11 protein-coding genes and 1 pseudogene are annotated in these 16,197 nt (G+C 74.3%); 5 read left to right on the top strand and 7 right to left on the bottom strand.

Features of this window, described 5'->3' with window-relative positions:
• Positions 1-58: 58 nt before the first annotated feature.
• From ACJ6WD_RS16260 to ACJ6WD_RS16240, 5 genes are all read left to right on the top strand, one after another.
• Complete coding sequence (locus ACJ6WD_RS16260; protein ID WP_407616015.1) at positions 59-604, top strand: single-stranded DNA-binding protein; 546 nt, start codon at positions 59-61, stop codon at positions 602-604.
• A 232-nt stretch (positions 605-836) separates the two neighbouring features.
• Positions 837-2,237: an LAETG motif-containing sortase-dependent surface protein gene (locus ACJ6WD_RS16255; RefSeq protein ID WP_233657682.1), complete on the top strand. Its 1,401-nt coding sequence runs from the start codon at positions 837-839 to the stop codon at positions 2,235-2,237.
• Positions 2,238-2,521: 284 nt separating this feature from the next.
• Positions 2,522-4,186 (top strand): energy-dependent translational throttle protein EttA, encoded by a 1,665-nt coding sequence (ettA, locus tag ACJ6WD_RS16250; RefSeq protein WP_016575353.1) that lies wholly within the window; start codon positions 2,522-2,524, stop codon positions 4,184-4,186.
• A gap of 5 nt (positions 4,187-4,191) precedes the next feature.
• Complete coding sequence (locus ACJ6WD_RS16245) at positions 4,192-4,626, top strand: thioesterase family protein (RefSeq protein WP_016575352.1); 435 nt, start codon at positions 4,192-4,194, stop codon at positions 4,624-4,626.
• The gene (locus ACJ6WD_RS16240) at positions 4,623-5,465 is read left to right on the top strand and encodes a hypothetical protein (protein WP_331247116.1); all 843 of its coding nucleotides are present in this window, start codon (positions 4,623-4,625) and stop codon (positions 5,463-5,465) included. The genes ACJ6WD_RS16245 and ACJ6WD_RS16240 overlap by 4 nt, the downstream gene beginning before the upstream one ends.
• Here ACJ6WD_RS16240 and ACJ6WD_RS16235 read toward each other — a convergent pair.
• From ACJ6WD_RS16235 to ACJ6WD_RS16205, 7 genes and pseudogenes are all read right to left on the bottom strand, one after another.
• Positions 5,452-6,502 (bottom strand): annotated as a pseudogene (locus ACJ6WD_RS16235) (ABC transporter ATP-binding protein). The gene ACJ6WD_RS16240 and the pseudogene ACJ6WD_RS16235 overlap by 14 nt on opposite strands.
• Before the next feature lie 1,137 nt (positions 6,503-7,639).
• Positions 7,640-8,044 (bottom strand): globin, encoded by a 405-nt coding sequence (locus tag ACJ6WD_RS16230; protein ID WP_233657684.1) that lies wholly within the window; start codon positions 8,042-8,044, stop codon positions 7,640-7,642.
• 125 nt (positions 8,045-8,169) lie between these two features.
• Entirely contained in the window at positions 8,170-9,546 is a 1,377-nt protein-coding gene (locus ACJ6WD_RS16225) for an FHA domain-containing protein (RefSeq protein WP_407616014.1), read from the bottom strand.
• Positions 9,547-9,824: 278 nt separating this feature from the next.
• Entirely contained in the window at positions 9,825-10,682 is an 858-nt protein-coding gene (locus ACJ6WD_RS16220; protein WP_233657686.1) for a hypothetical protein, read from the bottom strand.
• A 104-nt stretch (positions 10,683-10,786) separates the two neighbouring features.
• Positions 10,787-12,160 (bottom strand): PP2C family serine/threonine-protein phosphatase, encoded by a 1,374-nt coding sequence (locus tag ACJ6WD_RS16215; RefSeq protein ID WP_331247062.1) that lies wholly within the window; start codon positions 12,158-12,160, stop codon positions 10,787-10,789.
• A 1-nt stretch (position 12,161) separates the two neighbouring features.
• Entirely contained in the window at positions 12,162-14,756 is a 2,595-nt protein-coding gene (locus ACJ6WD_RS16210) for a tetratricopeptide repeat protein (protein WP_407616013.1), read from the bottom strand.
• The gene (locus tag ACJ6WD_RS16205; RefSeq protein ID WP_407616012.1) at positions 14,753-16,060 is read right to left on the bottom strand and encodes a hypothetical protein; all 1,308 of its coding nucleotides are present in this window, start codon (positions 16,058-16,060) and stop codon (positions 14,753-14,755) included. The genes ACJ6WD_RS16210 and ACJ6WD_RS16205 overlap by 4 nt, the downstream gene beginning before the upstream one ends.
• Between the last annotated feature and the right edge of the window lie 137 nt (positions 16,061-16,197).

Genomic DNA, 16,197 nt, shown 5'->3' with positions numbered 1-16,197 from the left:
CGTACCGACGTCACGCAGCGACGTGGCGTCATAGAAGAAGGGGACGGGGGAGTCTTTCGTGAACGACACGATGGTGACGCTGGTGGGGAACGTGGCCACGGCGGTGGAGCACCGGGAGACCGCGGCGGGGGTGTCCGTGGCGCGGTTCCGGATGGCGGCGTCCTCGCGGCGCTGGGACAAGGCCCGGGAATGTTGGACCGACGGGGAGACGAGTTTCTATACCGTTCGGTCCTGGCGCGCACTCGCGGACAATGTCGCCGCATCGGTCGCGGTCGGCGAACCCGTGGTCGTGCAGGGGCGGTTACGGCTCCGGGAGGGGGAACGGCCACCGGAGAAGGGCGGCCAGCGCTGGTTCGCGGCGGAGGTCGACGCCCTGGCGATCGGACACGACCTCGCGCGCGGAACGTCCGCATTCCGTCGGGTACTGAAGACGTCAAAAGCCACGGAGGGAACGCAACGAGCCCTGGACACGATGCCGTTGGAGAAGGAAGTTGAATCGGTTACGACTGTGGTAATGGCAGCACCGGTGAAGACGCCGGAGGTCGTTCCGGCGAAACGCACGAAGCCGTCAGGCAATTCACCCAACAAGGCATCTGTGCCCTGAAAACGTACGGCGATTTGTCGATAATGCCGGCGCGCGATGCGTGTATTCGGTAACGATTGCGATGCGGATCGCTTATAGGACGCTATTACTGGGGACCCTGCTGCGCCCGCTCCATAGGATCCGACGAGTACTCACGGGGGCTGACCAGGCTGACCAGTTCGGCCGTTGAGTTCTTGGGATCTTTCCGGTGAGGCGACCTCTCCAGCCGACCGCCTTGCCCAGAGGGGAAATCATGCTTTCGATGAAGGGGCGGGGCGCAGCCCGCCTTGCCGCCGCGGTCGTGGCCTCGGGCCTCATCGCGGCGGGCACGATAGCCACCGCGGGGACCGCCGCGGCGGACGACCCGGCCGCGTCGCACGGGGGCGCCACCGCGACGCTCGGCGGCCTGAAGACCTTCGATCAGGCCGTGGTGCACGGAAACGGAGGGGACCAGCGCATCGGCGCCGGCCTCTTCGAGATGTCGGTCGACAACGGCGGCACGCTGCAGACGTACTGCATCGACATCCACAACCCGACGCAGCAGCAGGCCCGCTACCAGGAAGTGCCCTGGAGCGCCTCGTCGCTGCACAACAACGCGGACGCCGGCAAGATCCGTTGGATCCTGCAGAACTCCTACCCGCAGGTGAACGACCTGGCGGCGCTCTCCACCAAGGCCGGTGCCGGGCAGCTGTCCGAGAAGACCGCCGCGGCCGGCACCCAGGTCGCCATCTGGCGCTTCTCCGACCACGTCAAGGTGGACGCGGTCGACCCGGCCGCCGAGAAGCTCGCCGACTACCTGGAGAAGAGCGCGCAGAGCGTCGCCGAGCCGAAGGCGTCGCTGACGCTGGACCCGCCGGCGGTCTCCGGGAAGTCCGGCAGCAAGATCGGCCCGGTCACCGTGCACACCAACGCCGACAGCGTCACCATCTCCCCGGCGGCGGGCGCGCCGGCCGGCGTGAAGATCGTCGGCAAGGACGGCAAGCCGGTCACCAGCGCCGCCGACGGCACCCAGCTGTTCTTCGACGTCCCCCAGGGCACCGCCGACGGCAACACCTCGCTCACCGCGCAGGCCGCGACCAAGGTCCCGGTCGGCCGCGCCTTCACCGGCATCGGCGAGCACGCCAAGAGCCAGACCCAGATCCTCGCCGGCTCCAGCGAGTCCACGGTCTCCGCGGCCGCCACGGTCTCCTGGAAGAAGCAGGGCGCGATCCCGGCCATCACCGCGGAGAAGAACTGCTCCAAGGGCGGCGTGGACGTCACCGCGACCAACAAGGGCGATGAGGCGTTCCGCTTCCAGCTGTCCGGCAAGGACTACGAGGTCGCGCCCGGCGCGGCCAAGACCGTGACCGTTCCGGTCGGCGAGGACCAGCCGTACCAGATCACGATCACCGGCGCGGGCGGCTTCAAGAAGACCTTCTCCGGCGTCCTGGACTGCAAGACCGCGGGCACCGGCGGCCAGCCCTCCCCGCACCCCAGCCCGGCCACGGCCGGCGGCACCTCCGGCGGTAGCACCGGCGGTCACGGCACCGACCTCGCCGAGACCGGTTCCAGCAACGCCACCCCGGTGATCGCGGGCGTCGCGGTCGCCCTCGTGGTGATCGGTGGCGGAGCGGTGTTCTTCCTGCGTAAGAAGAAGACCGGACAGTCCGCCTGAGCGAGGCGGTCGACCGCCTCGACGCCGCCGTCCCCGTGAGAACCGGTGACCGGGCCGTCGGCGCACCGTGAACCGGTGACCACCGGACGACCAGCACAAAGGCCCCGGAGCGCAGTGTCCGCTCCGGGGCCTTTGCCGTCCGCCCCTCGACACCCGTTTCCATCCGGGGATGGACGTACGGCAAGATGGGGTGTATCTGCCCTCGCGCGGCCACGCCGCACCACGGCCCACGCGGCGGAGCCACCCAGACCACCTGATAGATCCAAACTGCCGGACGGTTTCTCTTGGCTGAGTACATCTACACGATGCGCAAGGCGCGCAAGGCGCACGGCGACAAGGTCATCCTCGATGACGTGACGCTGTCCTTCCTGCCGGGCGCGAAGATCGGCGTCGTGGGTCCCAACGGCGCCGGCAAGTCCACGGTGCTGAAGATCATGGCCGGTCTTGAGCAGCCGTCGAACGGTGACGCCTTCCTCTCGCCGGGCTACACGGTCGGCATGCTCCTCCAGGAGCCGCCGCTGGACGAGTCCAAGACGGTCCTGGAGAACGTCCAGGACGGCGCCCGCGAGACCATGGACAAGCTCAAGCGCTTCAACGAGGTCGCCGAGCTGATGGCGACCGACTACTCCGACGCGCTGATGGAGGAGATGGGCAAGCTCCAGGAGGACCTGGACCACGCGAACGCCTGGGACCTGGACACCCAGCTGGAGCAGGCCATGGACGCCCTGGGCTGCCCGCCCGGCGACTGGCCGGTCACCAACCTCTCCGGTGGTGAGCGCCGCCGCGTCGCGCTGTGCAAGCTGCTGCTGGAGGCCCCCGACCTGCTGCTCCTCGACGAGCCCACCAACCACCTCGACGCCGAGTCGGTGCAGTGGCTGGAGCAGCACCTGGCGAAGTACCCCGGCACCGTCGTCGCCGTCACCCACGACCGGTACTTCCTCGACAACGTCGCCGGCTGGATCTGCGAGGTGGACCGCGGTCGGCTCCACGGCTACGAGGGCAACTACTCCAAGTACCTGGAGACCAAGCAGGCCCGTCTGAAGGTCGAGGGCCAGAAGGACGCCAAGCGTGCCAAGCGCCTGAAGGAAGAGCTGGAGTGGGTCCGCTCCAACGCCAAGGGGCGGCAGGCCAAGTCCAAGGCCCGTCTGGCGCGTTACGAGGAGATGGCCGCCGAGGCCGACCGGATGCGGAAGCTGGACTTCGAGGAGATCCAGATCCCGCCGGGCCCGCGGCTGGGCAACGTCGTCGTCGAGGTCGACAGCCTCAACAAGGCGTTCGGCGAGAAGGTCCTCATCGACGACCTCAGCTTCACCCTGCCGCGCAACGGCATCGTCGGCATCATCGGCCCGAACGGCGCCGGCAAGACCACGCTGTTCAAGATGATCCAGGGCCTGGAGACGCCGGACACCGGCGACATCAAGGTCGGCGAGACCGTCAAGATCTCCTACGTCGACCAGAGCCGCGAGAACATCGACCCCAAGAAGACCCTGTGGGCCGTGGTCTCCGACGAGCTCGACTACATCAACGTCGGCCACGTCGAGATGCCCTCGCGGGCCTACGTCTCCGCCTTCGGCTTCAAGGGCCCGGACCAGCAGAAGCCGGCCGGGGTGCTCTCCGGTGGTGAGCGCAACCGCCTCAACCTGGCGCTCACCCTCAAGCAGGGCGGCAACCTGCTGCTCCTCGACGAGCCGACCAACGACCTCGACGTCGAGACGCTGTCCTCCCTGGAGAACGCGCTGCTGGAGTTCCCCGGCTGCGCCGTGGTCGTCTCCCACGACCGCTGGTTCCTGGACCGCGTCGCCACGCACATCCTGGCGTACGAGGGCAACTCCAAGTGGTTCTGGTTCGAGGGCAACTACGAGTCGTACGAGAAGAACAAGATCGAGCGGCTCGGCGCCGACGCGGCTCGCCCGCACCGTGCGACGTACAAGAAGCTGACCCGGGGCTGACCGCCGTGCGACACCTCTACTCCTGCCCCCTGCGCTGGTCGGACATGGACGCGTTCGGCCACGTCAACAACGCGGTGTTCGTCCGCTACCTCGAAGAGGCGCGGATCGACTTCATGAGTCGGCTGGCGCCGGGGGACGGCAGTCCGTCGTTCACGGGCGGCTCGGTCGTCGCCCGGCACGAGATCGACTACCTGCGGCAGCTGGTGCACCGGCCCGAGCCGGTGACCGTCGAGCTGTGGGTGCAGAAGATCAGTGCCGCGTCGATGACGGTGGGGTACGAGGTCAAGGACGAGGACACGGTCTACCTGCGGGCCTCGACCGTGGTCGTGCCCTTCGACTTCGCCGCGGGGCGGCCGCGCCGCCTCACGGCGGAGGAGAAGGCGATCCTCAAGGAGTACCTGGACGACGCCGCACATCAGGAAGGGGCCGTCGGCGCATGACGGTGTTGCGGTTGGCCGACGCCGGGGAGGCGGCGGACCTCGCCGCCTTCCTCGCCCGGCTGATCCACTACGACCGCGGTGCGGCGGTGCGGCTCCAGGTCGGGGGCGGCGTGCTGGCCGTCTTCGGGCGCCCGCCGTCCTTCGAGGTGCTGGCGATCCGGACGGCCCGGCTGGCCGACGACGGCGTGGTCGACGCCGGCGGCGGCCCCGTTGCGGCTGACGCCCGGACCGGTCGGGGGCCCGGCGGCGGCCTCGACCTGGACGTGACCGTGTCCGCCGGGGAACTCCTCGAAGGCGTGGCGGAGACGACGGGCGGCGTCACCGTGCCCGCCGCCGTCACCGGCCCGCCGTGGGCCGGGGTGCTGCCGCCGCGGGGCGGCTGGGCGCGGGTGCCCGGACTGCCGACGCCGGAGGCGCTGGTGCGCGCGGTGTCCGCCGCCGTCGCCGAGTTCCGCGCCCGGGACGAGGCGCTGCCGCCGCAGCGGCGCACCCGCAACGAGCGGGACCGCATCGGTCGGGAGATCTGGTCGCGGACGCTGGGCGACACGGAGCTGCCGCTGCGCGCGGTGCACGCCGCACAGGCGCTCGGCTTCCTGCGCGGGGCGCGGGCCGGCGCGCTGGCGGCCTCCGGGAGCGCGGGCGCGACCCCGCGGGCGGCCGTCGCGGGCGGTGCGGGGTCCGGTGCGGCCGGGCCGGTGGGTGCCCAGGCGCCGGCGCCGGCGCTGTTGGCGGCCGGGGGATGGCTGCGGCTGAGCACGCCGTACGGTTCGGTCGCGGTGCGGGCCGGTGGGTCGACGGGGTCGGCCGGGCTGTCGGGCCTGACGGTCACGCCCGTTTGACGGTGCGTCGGGGTGAGGCGCGGTGGCGGGCCGCCCGCCCGCCCGCCGGCGCCTGTCGCGCATCCGGTCCTGACGGGCGCGGCGCGTCGTCGTCGGCGGCCGTCGCCGGGGCGTCGGGCCGGACGCCGATGTGGTCGGCCTCCCGTTGCAGCAGGACGCGGTCCCGCATGCCCAGGGGCGCGGTGTAGTCGGTGGGGAGTTGGAGCCGGCCGGCCCGGTCGAGGGTGGCGTACTCCCGGGCCACGACGGACTCCTGACCGGTCGCGGCGTCGATCCCGGTGCGGCGCAGGACCTCCGACGCGGTGCGTCCGTCGCGGATGGCGACGGTGCGGGACCTCGGCGGCCACCTTCTGGTCGTGGGTGACGATGACGATCGTGGTGCCCAGTTCCTCGTTGGCGGTGCGGAAGGCCGCGAAGACCTGCTCGGCGGTGTGCGAGTCCAACTCGCCGGTCGGTTCGTCGGCGAGCAGCACGGCCGGGGAGTTGGCCAACGCGACGGCGATGGTGGTGCGTTGGGCCTCGCCGCCGGAGAGCTGGTGCGGGCGCCGGTCGCGGCAGTGGGTGAGGGAGAGCAGGGACAGCAACTCCTCGGCCGCCTCGGTGCGTGCGGCGCGGCGGCGGCCGCCGCGCAGGTGCATCGGCAGGGTGACGTTCTGCAGCGCGGTGAGGTACGGGAGCAGGTTGCGGCTGGTCTGCTGCCAGACGAAGCCGACGACGTTGCGGCGGTAGTCGAGGCGGGTCCGCGCGTCCATCGTGAGGAGGTCGCGGCCGGCCACCCGGGCCGCGCCGGCGGTCGGGACGTCGAGTCCGGCCAGGATGTTCATCAACGTGGACTTGCCGCTTCCGGACGCGCCCACGAGCGCCAGCAACTCGCCCTCGGCGACCAGGAGATCGAGACCCTGGAGCGCCTGGACCTCCACTCCGTCCGTGGTGAAGACCCGGACCAGCCGGTCGCAGGCGATCAGCGCGTCGTGCCCGTAGGAGGGGCGGCCGCGGTGGGCGGTGGCGCGGTGTTCCAGGTCGGCGAGGGAGGGCAGGACGAGGGAGGCGGGGTCGGCGTCGAGGCGGACGGGTGCGGTGGGCACGGGGGCGGCGGCGAGCACGGCCTGGGGCAGCGCTTCGAGGACGAGCAGGCGACGGCCCTGGGCCGGGGGCAGGCCGAGGGCACGGAGGCCGGTCAGCAGCCCGGTGCGTTCCGGAGCGGTCTGCAGCAGGGCGAGGGACAGGGCGAGCAGCGCGAAGCCGGTGCCGGCGGCGACGGCTGCGGCGTAGAGGCGTTCCGCGCCCTGGTGCAGGGGGGAGTCGGCGAACTGCGCGCGGACGGCGGAGCGCAGGGTGAGGCCGGTGGTGAGGGCGGTGGGGGAGTTGTTCCGCAGGGCGGTGCGCAGGGCGCCGGGATCGAGGGAGCGGCCGGCGAGCGGGGCGACGGAGGGGCCGGTGGCGGGGTCGGCGTAGGTGTCCGGGTGGCGCCGCTGCACCCCGCGGGCGTCGACCACGACGAAGTCGCCGCCGGGCTGGGCGGGGGTGTCCCGGCGGACCACGGCCGGTTCCACGACGAGCTGGCCGAACTCCGGTTGCAGCACCATCGGGGCGGTGCCGAAGCGGGTGCGGACGCCGGTGGAGACGAGGGCGGGCAGCGGCCGGTCGCCGCCCGGGTCGGCCAGGTCGGCGGGGTCGAAGGGGCCCAGGCCGGTGGCGCGGGCGAGCCGGGCGTAGGCGGCGCCACGCGCCACCGCCCGGTCGGCCGACTGCCGTCCGGAGGAGGGGAGTTGGGCCTTGACCTGGAGGGGCGGCAGCGCGGGAGGAACCGCGGCCCTCGGGGTGGCCCCCCAGGGCTTGCCGCAGTCCGGCGTCGCCGACGGCGTCGGAGAAGGCGGCGAGGGTGGCCAGGACGGTGGTGGTCAGCACCACCGTGAGCAGGGCGGCGCCCAGCAGGACGCGGTGCGCGCGCACCCGCAGCACGACGAAGCCGGGCACGGATCCCCCCGGAGCGGCTCGGGCCTCCGGTCCGGGGGCGCCGGCGGCTCTCGGCACCCGCAGACGCGAGGCATCCGACAATGCGATCGGACGCCGTGGATGCTTTCAGAGGGCGGTGCGCCGGGCGGGGGGTTCGCGGGTGGTCTTGACCGGATCGTGACGGGGACGCGTGGGTTCCGGTCGGTGTGACCGTTCTCTCACCCCGCGGTGTTGACCATGGAGGCGGCCGCGTACGTGAGGTAGTCCCACAACTGCGCGCGGTGTTCCTCGGTGAGTTCGAGGGAGTCCACCGCGTCCCGCATGTGCCGCAGCCAGGCGTCGTGCGCGGCCCGGTCGACGGTGAACGGGGCGTGCCGCATCCGCAGCCGGGGGTGGCCGCGGTTGTCGCTGTAGGTGCGGGGGCCGCCCCAGTACTGCATGAGGAAGAGGGCGAGGCGCTCCTCGGCCGGCCCCAGGTCCTCTTCCGGGTACATCGGCCGCAGCAGCGGGTCCTCGGCGACCCCCTCGTAGAAGCGCCGCACCAGACGGCGGAAGGTGTCCTCGCCACCGACCTGCTCGTAGAAGGTCTGCTCCTGAAGCGCGCCGTGCGGAATGTTGTTCACCGGTCCATGGTGGCAGACGCCCCGGCCGAGGACTCGGGACTTAGGACGACCGGCGGCGGGTGCGACTCCGGGGCGCGATCGGTCGATCACGCCCCGGAGTTGGGGTGGTGCGGTGGTGCGTGCGGTCAGCCGCGGCGCACGGTCAGCGTCGTCCAGGCGCCGACGTGCACCCGGTCGCCGTCGTGCAGCGGCACCGGGACGTACGGCTGGATCGGCTCCTCGGCGAGGTTGACCGTGGTGCCGTTGGTGGAGTTCTGGTCCACCACCGCCCAGCTGCCGTCCTGCTGCTGGACGAGCAGTGCGTGCTGGTGCGAGACGCCCGGGTCCTCCGGGGTCCGGCCCAGGTCGACGTCCGGGGACTCGCCGGTGCTGTTGCGGCGCCGGCCGACGGAGATCTGACCGTTGGCGAGCGGCAGCACCTGCTCGGGCGAGTACGAGGGCAGGTTGAGGCCGGCCGCCTCCGGGCCGCTGCGGCCCATCATCGCCATGAAGTACTCGCGGTCCGGCGCGATGGCCACCACCCAGCCGTCGCCGACCACCGGCGGCGGACCCTGCGGCGGGGCCGCCGGAGCCTGGCCGGGGCCGCCGGGCCACTGCCCGTCGGGTCCCTGCTGCTGCGGCGGCTCGAAACCCTGCTGCTCGAAGCCCTGAGGCGGCTGCTGCGGCTGCTGCGGCTGCTGAGGGAACGGGGGCGGTGGCTGCTGCTCGAACGGGGCCTGCGGGCCGGGTCCGGGCTGCGGCGGGGCCATCGGTGCGGCGGCCTGCTGGTTCGGCGGGGTCAGCGTCCAGTCGTCACCGCCCTGTTGCGGCGGGGGACCGGGCTGGCCCGTCGGGCCGGGGCCGGGCATGCCGGGGCCGGGTGCCGGGGGCGGGAAGCCGTAGCCGCCTTGCGGCGGTTGGCCGCCGGGGCCGGGCATTCCGGGCGGCGGGCCCGGCTGCTGCTGCTCGAACGGTGCCGGCGGCGGGAAGCCGTAGCCGCCCTGACCGCCCTGCATGCCGGGGCCGGGCGCCGGCGGGGGGAACCCGTAGCCGCCCTGCGGCTGGCCGCCGGGCATCGGGGCGCCGGGCGGCGGGGCGAACGACGCCGGCGAGTTGGTGAGGAAGTTGTACTGGCACTCGGAGCAGAACGGCGTCATGCCCTCCCGCGGGGTGCGGCACTGCGGGCAGAACTCGGCGGACTGCTCGGGGCCGGGCGCGGGGGGCGGTGCGGCGTGCGGCGGGGGACCGGGCTGGCCCGTCGGGCCGGGGCCGGGCATGCCGGGGCCGGGTGCCGGGGGCGGGAAGCCGTAGCCGCCTTGCGGCGGTTGGCCGCCGGGGCCGGGCATGCCGGGCGGCGGACCGGGCTGCTGCTGCTCGAAGGGTGCCGGGGGCGGGAAGCCGTAGCCGCCTTGCGGCGGTTGGCCGCCGGGGCCGGGCATCCCGGGCGGCGGGCCCGGCTGCTGCTGCTCGAACGGGGCCGGCGGCGGCGGGGCGGGCTGGCCGACCGGGCCGGGGCCGGGCATTCCCGGCGGCGGGCCAGGCTGACCCGTCGGCGGGGGACCGGGCATTCCGGGCGGCGGCGGTGCGGGCTGGCCGGGCGGCGGGCCCGCGGGGCCCGTCGGGTCGGCGGGCGGTGGCGAGTTCAGGAATCCCGCGGGCAGGGAGGGTGGCGGGGGAACTGCGCCCGCCATGCGCTGGCCGCACACCTCGCACCAGTCTTCGGCCACCGACTGGTGGCCGCTCGGGCAGGTCGGCATGTCGGTTCTTCCCCCTCCGTACCGTTTCTTCCGGGTGGTACCGATCAGAGCTGATCGTGCTCGTTCATTGCTGTTTCTCCGGGCGAGGCAGGGGGGTCGGGGGTCGTTCGGGAGTCCTCCCGTTCGGCCTCGGCCGCCTGCGCCGCCTGTCGCACAGTACCGGTCGCGGGATCGACGTCGCCCACCACCTTCGCAAGGAGTTTCGCAGTGTCACCGTTCCCCGGGCCGCCGGCGAGCGACGCCGCGCGACGCAGTTCCGCCACGGCGCGGCCGGCATCTCCCCACTTGGCCGCATCCAGTCCCCGCTGGATGACTTGCGCCAGTTCGGACCGTTCCGTGTGGTGCGCGACGTGTGGGTCGATGCGTACCGCGGCGACCGGATCGTCCGTCCACGCGGCCCGGACCAGGCCCTGTGCCACGACGCGGGGGGCGGTGCCGCCCGGTGCCGGCAGCAGCACCGAGATCCGGGCGGCGAGCATCTCCCGGCCGAGCCCGGGATCGGGGACCCGCAGCACGAGGTGGTAGTCGCGGGACTCGTCGCCCCAGGGGCCGGTGGGGTAGTCGCCCGAGCGCGGCCCCGACGCGCTCCGCCGGGCGGTCAGGTCCTCGGCGGTGGGCGCCACTTGCCGCAGCGACGTGACCTCGGCGCCCAGCGGCGTCCGCACCCGCAGCACGACCCCCGCGTCCCGGCCGAGGGCCGGGCCGGTCCCGGGCTCGGCACCGGCCACCGCCACCGAGGCGTGCGAACGCGGCCCGGGCACCGGCCGGCCGCCGGTCGAACCGCCCCCGGTCGAGGTGACGGTGACCACCGCGTGCAGCGTCCGCCCGCCCTCGGGCAGATGCGGGTTGTGGTGCACCTCGACGGTGAACCGCGGCACCCGCGACTTGGCGAAGTTGGCCATGGATGACGTCCGCTCCTTGCGGCCGCCGCCGACCGGCCGGTCCACCGGCGGGCGGCCGGCCCGTTGGGTGGTGGCCGGGTCCGGCGCGTGCGGTTGCGAGGTGCTCAGGCCGATCCTGCCCCTGGCGAAGGCGCCGGGAACGGCACCACCGCGACCGTTACGTTGTCGTGCCCGCCGCCGTCCAGGGCGTGTTCGACCAGCACCCGCGCGGCCTGCAACGGCCGGGCCGGCGCGTCCAGGGGCAGCACCGCGGCCAGCGCCCCGGCCTCCTCGGCGTAGTTCCACAGCCCGTCCGTGCACACCACCACCGTCCCCGGTCCGTCCGGCCGGAACGCCGCGACGTGCGGTTCGACCTCGTACGCGTCGGCGCCCAGCCAGCCGGTGATGGCGTGCGCCCGCTCGTCGGCGTTGGCCTCGGCCGCCGTCATCAGGTTGTTCGCGACCATCTGGGCGGCCCAGGAGTCGTCCTCGGTCAGCCGGACCGGCGGTGCGGTGCGGTCGTCGGGGATCCAGTACGCCCGGCTGTCGCCGACCCAGCCGATGGTCAGCAGGTCGGCGCCGACCACGGCGCCGACGAAGGTGCAGGCCGGGGCGTTCTGTTGGCGGTACTCGTCGTGCGCTATCGACGGGTCGGCGGCCAGCGCGTCGACCGCCGCCGAGGCCGCCAGCACCGCGTCGCGCATGGCCTGCTGCGGGTGCTCACCGCGCGGCAGGGACATCCGCAGCGCGCCGGCGGCCCGCTCGGCGGCGACCTCGGACGCCTCGTCCGGGCGGGTCGCCGAGGACACCCCGTCGCAGACCACCGCGATCACCGCGGGCGAGCCGTCCGGCAGCGCGGTGTCGGCGAGCGCGAAGAAGTCCTCGTTGCGGTGGTGCCGGTGGCCGCGGTCGCTGACCGCCGCGCCGCCGGCCGCCTCCCGCTCCAGATGGTCGCGGGGCGGCGGCCCCGCCGGAGCCTTCGGTGCGGTTCCGCTTCCCGCCGTCGCGGGATCGGGGCCGGCCCCCGCAACCGGTCCGGTGGCGGCTCCGCTTGATGCCCCGCCCGCCGCTTCCGGCGCCGGCGCACCGGTCGTGCCGAGGTCCGTCGTGCGCTCCGCTTCCGCTTCGGCACCGGACGCGTCCGGGCCCGCCGCCCCTGCGTCCGCTTCGGCCCGCGCCCCGGTGCCGGCGGCCGCGTCGGCGACCGCTTCGTAGCCGACCACCCGGGGGTCGGCCGGACGGTCGCCGGCAGCGGCCTGCGCCGCCACCGGATCGCCGTACTCCGCGTGCGGGAGGCGGGTCGTGGGGTCCGGCGGCGGCGGTCCCACCCGCATCACCGCCCCCGCCGGGTACGCCGCCGCCGGCGGTGTCCCGTATCCCGCGGGCACTCCGTACCCGCCCGACGCCAGGGGATCGGCTCCGCACCGCCCGCAGTAGTTGTCCCCCGCGTCGAGCGGCTCGCCGCAGCTCCGGCACCGGGACGGCCCAGTCACTCCCATGTCACACCCATGTCCTGGGGCGGAAGCGGTTGGCCCGCTCCACCAGCTCGATCCTTTCCTCGCCACGCTGCGCGAGGCGCGCCAGCAGGCGGTACGAACGCTCCAGCCCGAACCGCAGCCCGCGTTCGTCCAACGGGCTGCCGAGCAGCGCCGGCCGCTGGTGCGCGGTCGGCGGCCCGGCAGTGCCGCCCGACCCCCCGTCACCGGGGGTGCCGGCCGGTGGCCCGTCGCCGTGGCCTCCGGAGAGTACCCAGTCCAGGGCACTGCCCAGCACTTCGGTGGCGAGGAGTTCCCGCCGCCGGTCGTCCAGTCCGAAGTCGGCGAGCGCCTGCACCTGTTGGGCGGCGGCCGTCAGGTCCGCCAGCAGCGGTTCCCGGGGCGAGCGCTGCCGCAGCCGGGCCCGGACCGCGGCGATCCGGGCCGCCGTGTAGTGGATGGACGCCTCCGGCACGGACTCCAGGGCCGCCACCGCACCCGTCCGGTCACCGGCCGCCAGCCGCACCCGGGCCAGCCCGAACGCGGCACTCACGTACCCGCGGTCGGTCGCCCACACGAGGCGGTAGTACTCCGCGGCGTTGTCCAACTGCCCCAGCAGTTCGGCACTGATGCCCAGCGCCAGCTTCGGCGCCGGTTCACCCGGAAAGGCGTCGTAGACCGCGTCGAAGGCGAGCGCCGCGCCCTCCCGGTCGCCGGTGGCCAGCGCCACCAGCCCGCGGTGCCACACCGTCCGCCAGTCCCCGGCGCCGTCCGGCGGCCCGCCGGCGTCCCACCGCTCCCCGGCGTCCGGCGCCTCCGGACGCGGGTCCGCCGCGCCCCGCCCCAGCTCCAGTTGGGCGCGCAGGGCCCGCAGCCGGACCTCCGGCGAGTCGGCCGGCGCCGCCCGCAGCGCGGCCAGCAGCTCCGCCGGGGTCGCGGCGTGCAGGGAGGCCAGGAACCCGGCCTGGGGGTCGTCCGGATCGACCCGCGGCACCGGCAGTGCCAGCGCCGCCCCCGCCGCGTCGAGGGGGCGCGGCTGCGGCCCGCCGGCCGGCCGCACCGGATCCGCCCCGGCCGGCCGCCGCCCGCGTCCCCGGCCGGTCCGGCGGCCGCCCAGCAGCGAGGCGTCCCCGGCCGGCGGCGGCATCGGCTCGGTGCCCACCACCCGCAGCTCGGGCCCGAACAGCGTCGACGGTGCCGGCCGCGGCTCGCCCGTCCGCAGCGCCACCACCTCCCGCAGCACGCCCGTCAACTGCTCGGCCATCTCCTCCGCGGACCCGAACCGCCGCCCCGGATCCGGGTCGGTGGCCCGCACCAGCAGCCGGTAGAACGACTCGTAGGAGCGGAACACCTCGATGTGGTCCGGGTCCGGCAGCGAGTCCGCGAAGACGTTGGTGTACCCCTGGAAGTCGAAGGTGAGGACGGCGAGGGTGCGCGCGACGGTGTACAGGTCGGAGGCGATCGACGGCCCCACCTCGCCGACCTCCGGCGCCTGGTAGCCGATCGTCCCGAACAGCGGGCTCTCGTGGTCGTCCGCCCGCCGCACCGCACCCAGGTCGATCAGCTTCAGCCGGTCGTGCTGCTGGATGGCGTTGTCGACCTTGAAGTCGCAGTACAGCAACTGCCGGCCGTGCAGGTGGCCGAGCGCCTCCAGCGCCTCGATGCCGTACGCGCACGCCTGCTCCACCGGCATTGGATCGCGCCGCCCGTGGGCGGTGCGCCGCTCGTTGGCGAGGTCCTTCAACGACGTGCCGCCGACGTACTCCATGACGATGTAGCCGTCCCGGCTGCCCGTCGAACGGTCCAGGTGCTCCACGAAGTTGTAGATCCGCACGATGTTGGGGTGCTCGATCGCCGCCAGGTACCGCCGCTCGGACACCGCCGCCGCCAGCGCCTCCTCGTCACCGGTGTCCAGCAGCCCCTTGAGCACCACCCACCGGTCGTCGACCGCCCGGTCCCGCGCGAGGTAGATCCAGCCCAGCCCGCCGTGCGCCAGGCACCCCGCGACCTCGTACTGGTCGTGCACCAACTCCCCGGCCCGCAACTTCGGCACGAAGCTGTACGGATGGCCGCACCGGGTGCAGAAGCCCTCCGCCGTGCCCGGACGCCCGTCCCGGCCCCGGCCCACCGGCGCCCCGCACTCCCCGCGGCTGCAGAACCGCTTCCGCTCCGGCACCTCCGGATCGGTCAGCACCGCCGCCAGCGGATCGCGCCGCGGCACCTGCGGCACCGACACCAGCCCGGCCCCCAACCGACCGCGCGACGCCCCGGAACCGCCCCCCGACCCCGACCCCGAGCCCGGCCGGCCGCTGCCGGAACCGTGCACCACCGGCGACGTCCGCCCGCCCGACCCGCTGCCGACCCCCGAAGCCCGCCCCGGCGCGTGCGCCCCGTCCGGCCGGCGTCCCCGACCGCCCCCGGACGGCGCCGGCCCGGCGACCGTCGCGCCCCCGAGGTCCATCCGCTCCGTCAGCACCGTCGCGGTCGCCGACAGCAGCCCCTCGGGGGACACCACCGGCGCCAGCCCGCACACCTCGCAGTACAGTTCCCCGCCGCCGACGTCCTCGTAGTGCCCCGCGCACTCCCGGCGCTGGCACCGCCCCCCGTCCCGTTCCGTCACGGCTCCCCCCTGCCGTCGCCGGCCTGCGGAACCATCGCTTCCGCCGCGGCCTCCTGATAACGCCACACCGCCTGCTCCGCCGCCCGCAGATCGCACGGCGCACTCCACAACATCCGGCGCGCCAGGTCGTACCGCTCCACCAGCAACGGATCCGCCGCCATCCCGTGCCGCACCACCCGCGCCCGATACGCGTCGAGCCGGCCCCGCAACTCGGCCCGCACCGCCAACGGCGCCGTCACCGCCGTCAACGACGCCCGAGCCCGCTGGAGTTCCTCCTCGGCCCGCTCCTCCAAACTGTCCAACAGCGGCGACAACCGATGCCACTGCGACCGGCGCCGGTACTCCGCGGCCGCCGCCAACTGCTCGTGCAGCACCGTCGACGGACCACTCACCGCCGGCACCTCCGACGCGGCGATCTTCGCCAGCACCTCACCGCGCGCCTGCCGCGCCTCGGTCAACGTCCGGTCCGCCCGCGACAGCACGTCACGCAGCAGCATCAACCGCCGCTCCGCGTCCTGCCGCACGTCCAGCACCGCCGCCACCTCACGCCGGATGTCCTCCAACGCCCGCGCCGCCCGGTCGTACCGCACCGTGTCCGGCCGACCACCGCCCGGCGCAGCGCTCCCCGCCCCCGACGACACCCAGAACGCCAACGGATCCGCGATCACCTGGGACCGCAACCGCGCCAGCTCCTGCGTGATCCGCTCCAGGTCGTCGCCCGCCGGATGCTCCCCGGGCCGCACCCCCACCGAATGCGCCAACGACCGCGTCCGCCGCAACTCCTCGGCCAACAGGTCTATCCGCGCCGGCAACGCCGACCACACCGCGTCCGCCGCCACGATGACGTCCAACGACCGCGCGTACAGCCCGGTCAACCGGTCCACCAGCTCCGCCAACCCGATCCGCGCCCCGGCCCCGGCCCCGCCGACACCGTCCCCCACCGCGACCGGCGCCGCACCGCGACCCAGCACCTCCGACAGCTCCGCCAGATCCGCCGCGGACGGCCAACGCCGCCGCGCCCGCACCTCCCGGGCGGCCGACAACACCTCCGTGTACGCGTCGAACAGCGACCACAGCGCCGCCAGGGACCGCTCCGTCTGCGCCCACCGCTCCTTGGTGACGCCCGACAGGTCGGCGCCCTCCAGGAGCCGACGGCCGGCGTGGTCCTGCAACGCCGAAAGCGAGGTCTCGATCGCCTCGTACTCGGCGCCGAGCCGCGCCAGCGCACGGTCCGCCTCCTCCCGGTCCAGCGCCGGGGCGTCGGGCCGCCCCGCCGAACCGGGGAAGGGTCCAGGGACCCCCATCGATCACCTCTCCAATACGCGTACCGTGCACGGCGGTTGGTGCGCCCGGCTCGCTCGCCGGCCCTTCGCTCCCCTTCCCCCCGCTCCCGTCCCTCCATAGTGACCCCATCGGACGCTCCGTGGGGCCCCCGACCACG

This window comes from Streptomyces sp. VTCC 41912 (genome assembly GCF_045799175.1).
Taxonomy (GTDB): Bacteria; Actinomycetota; Actinomycetes; order Streptomycetales; family Streptomycetaceae; genus Streptomyces; species Streptomyces albulus_C.
This window is presented reverse-complemented; position numbering and strand designations above follow the sequence as displayed.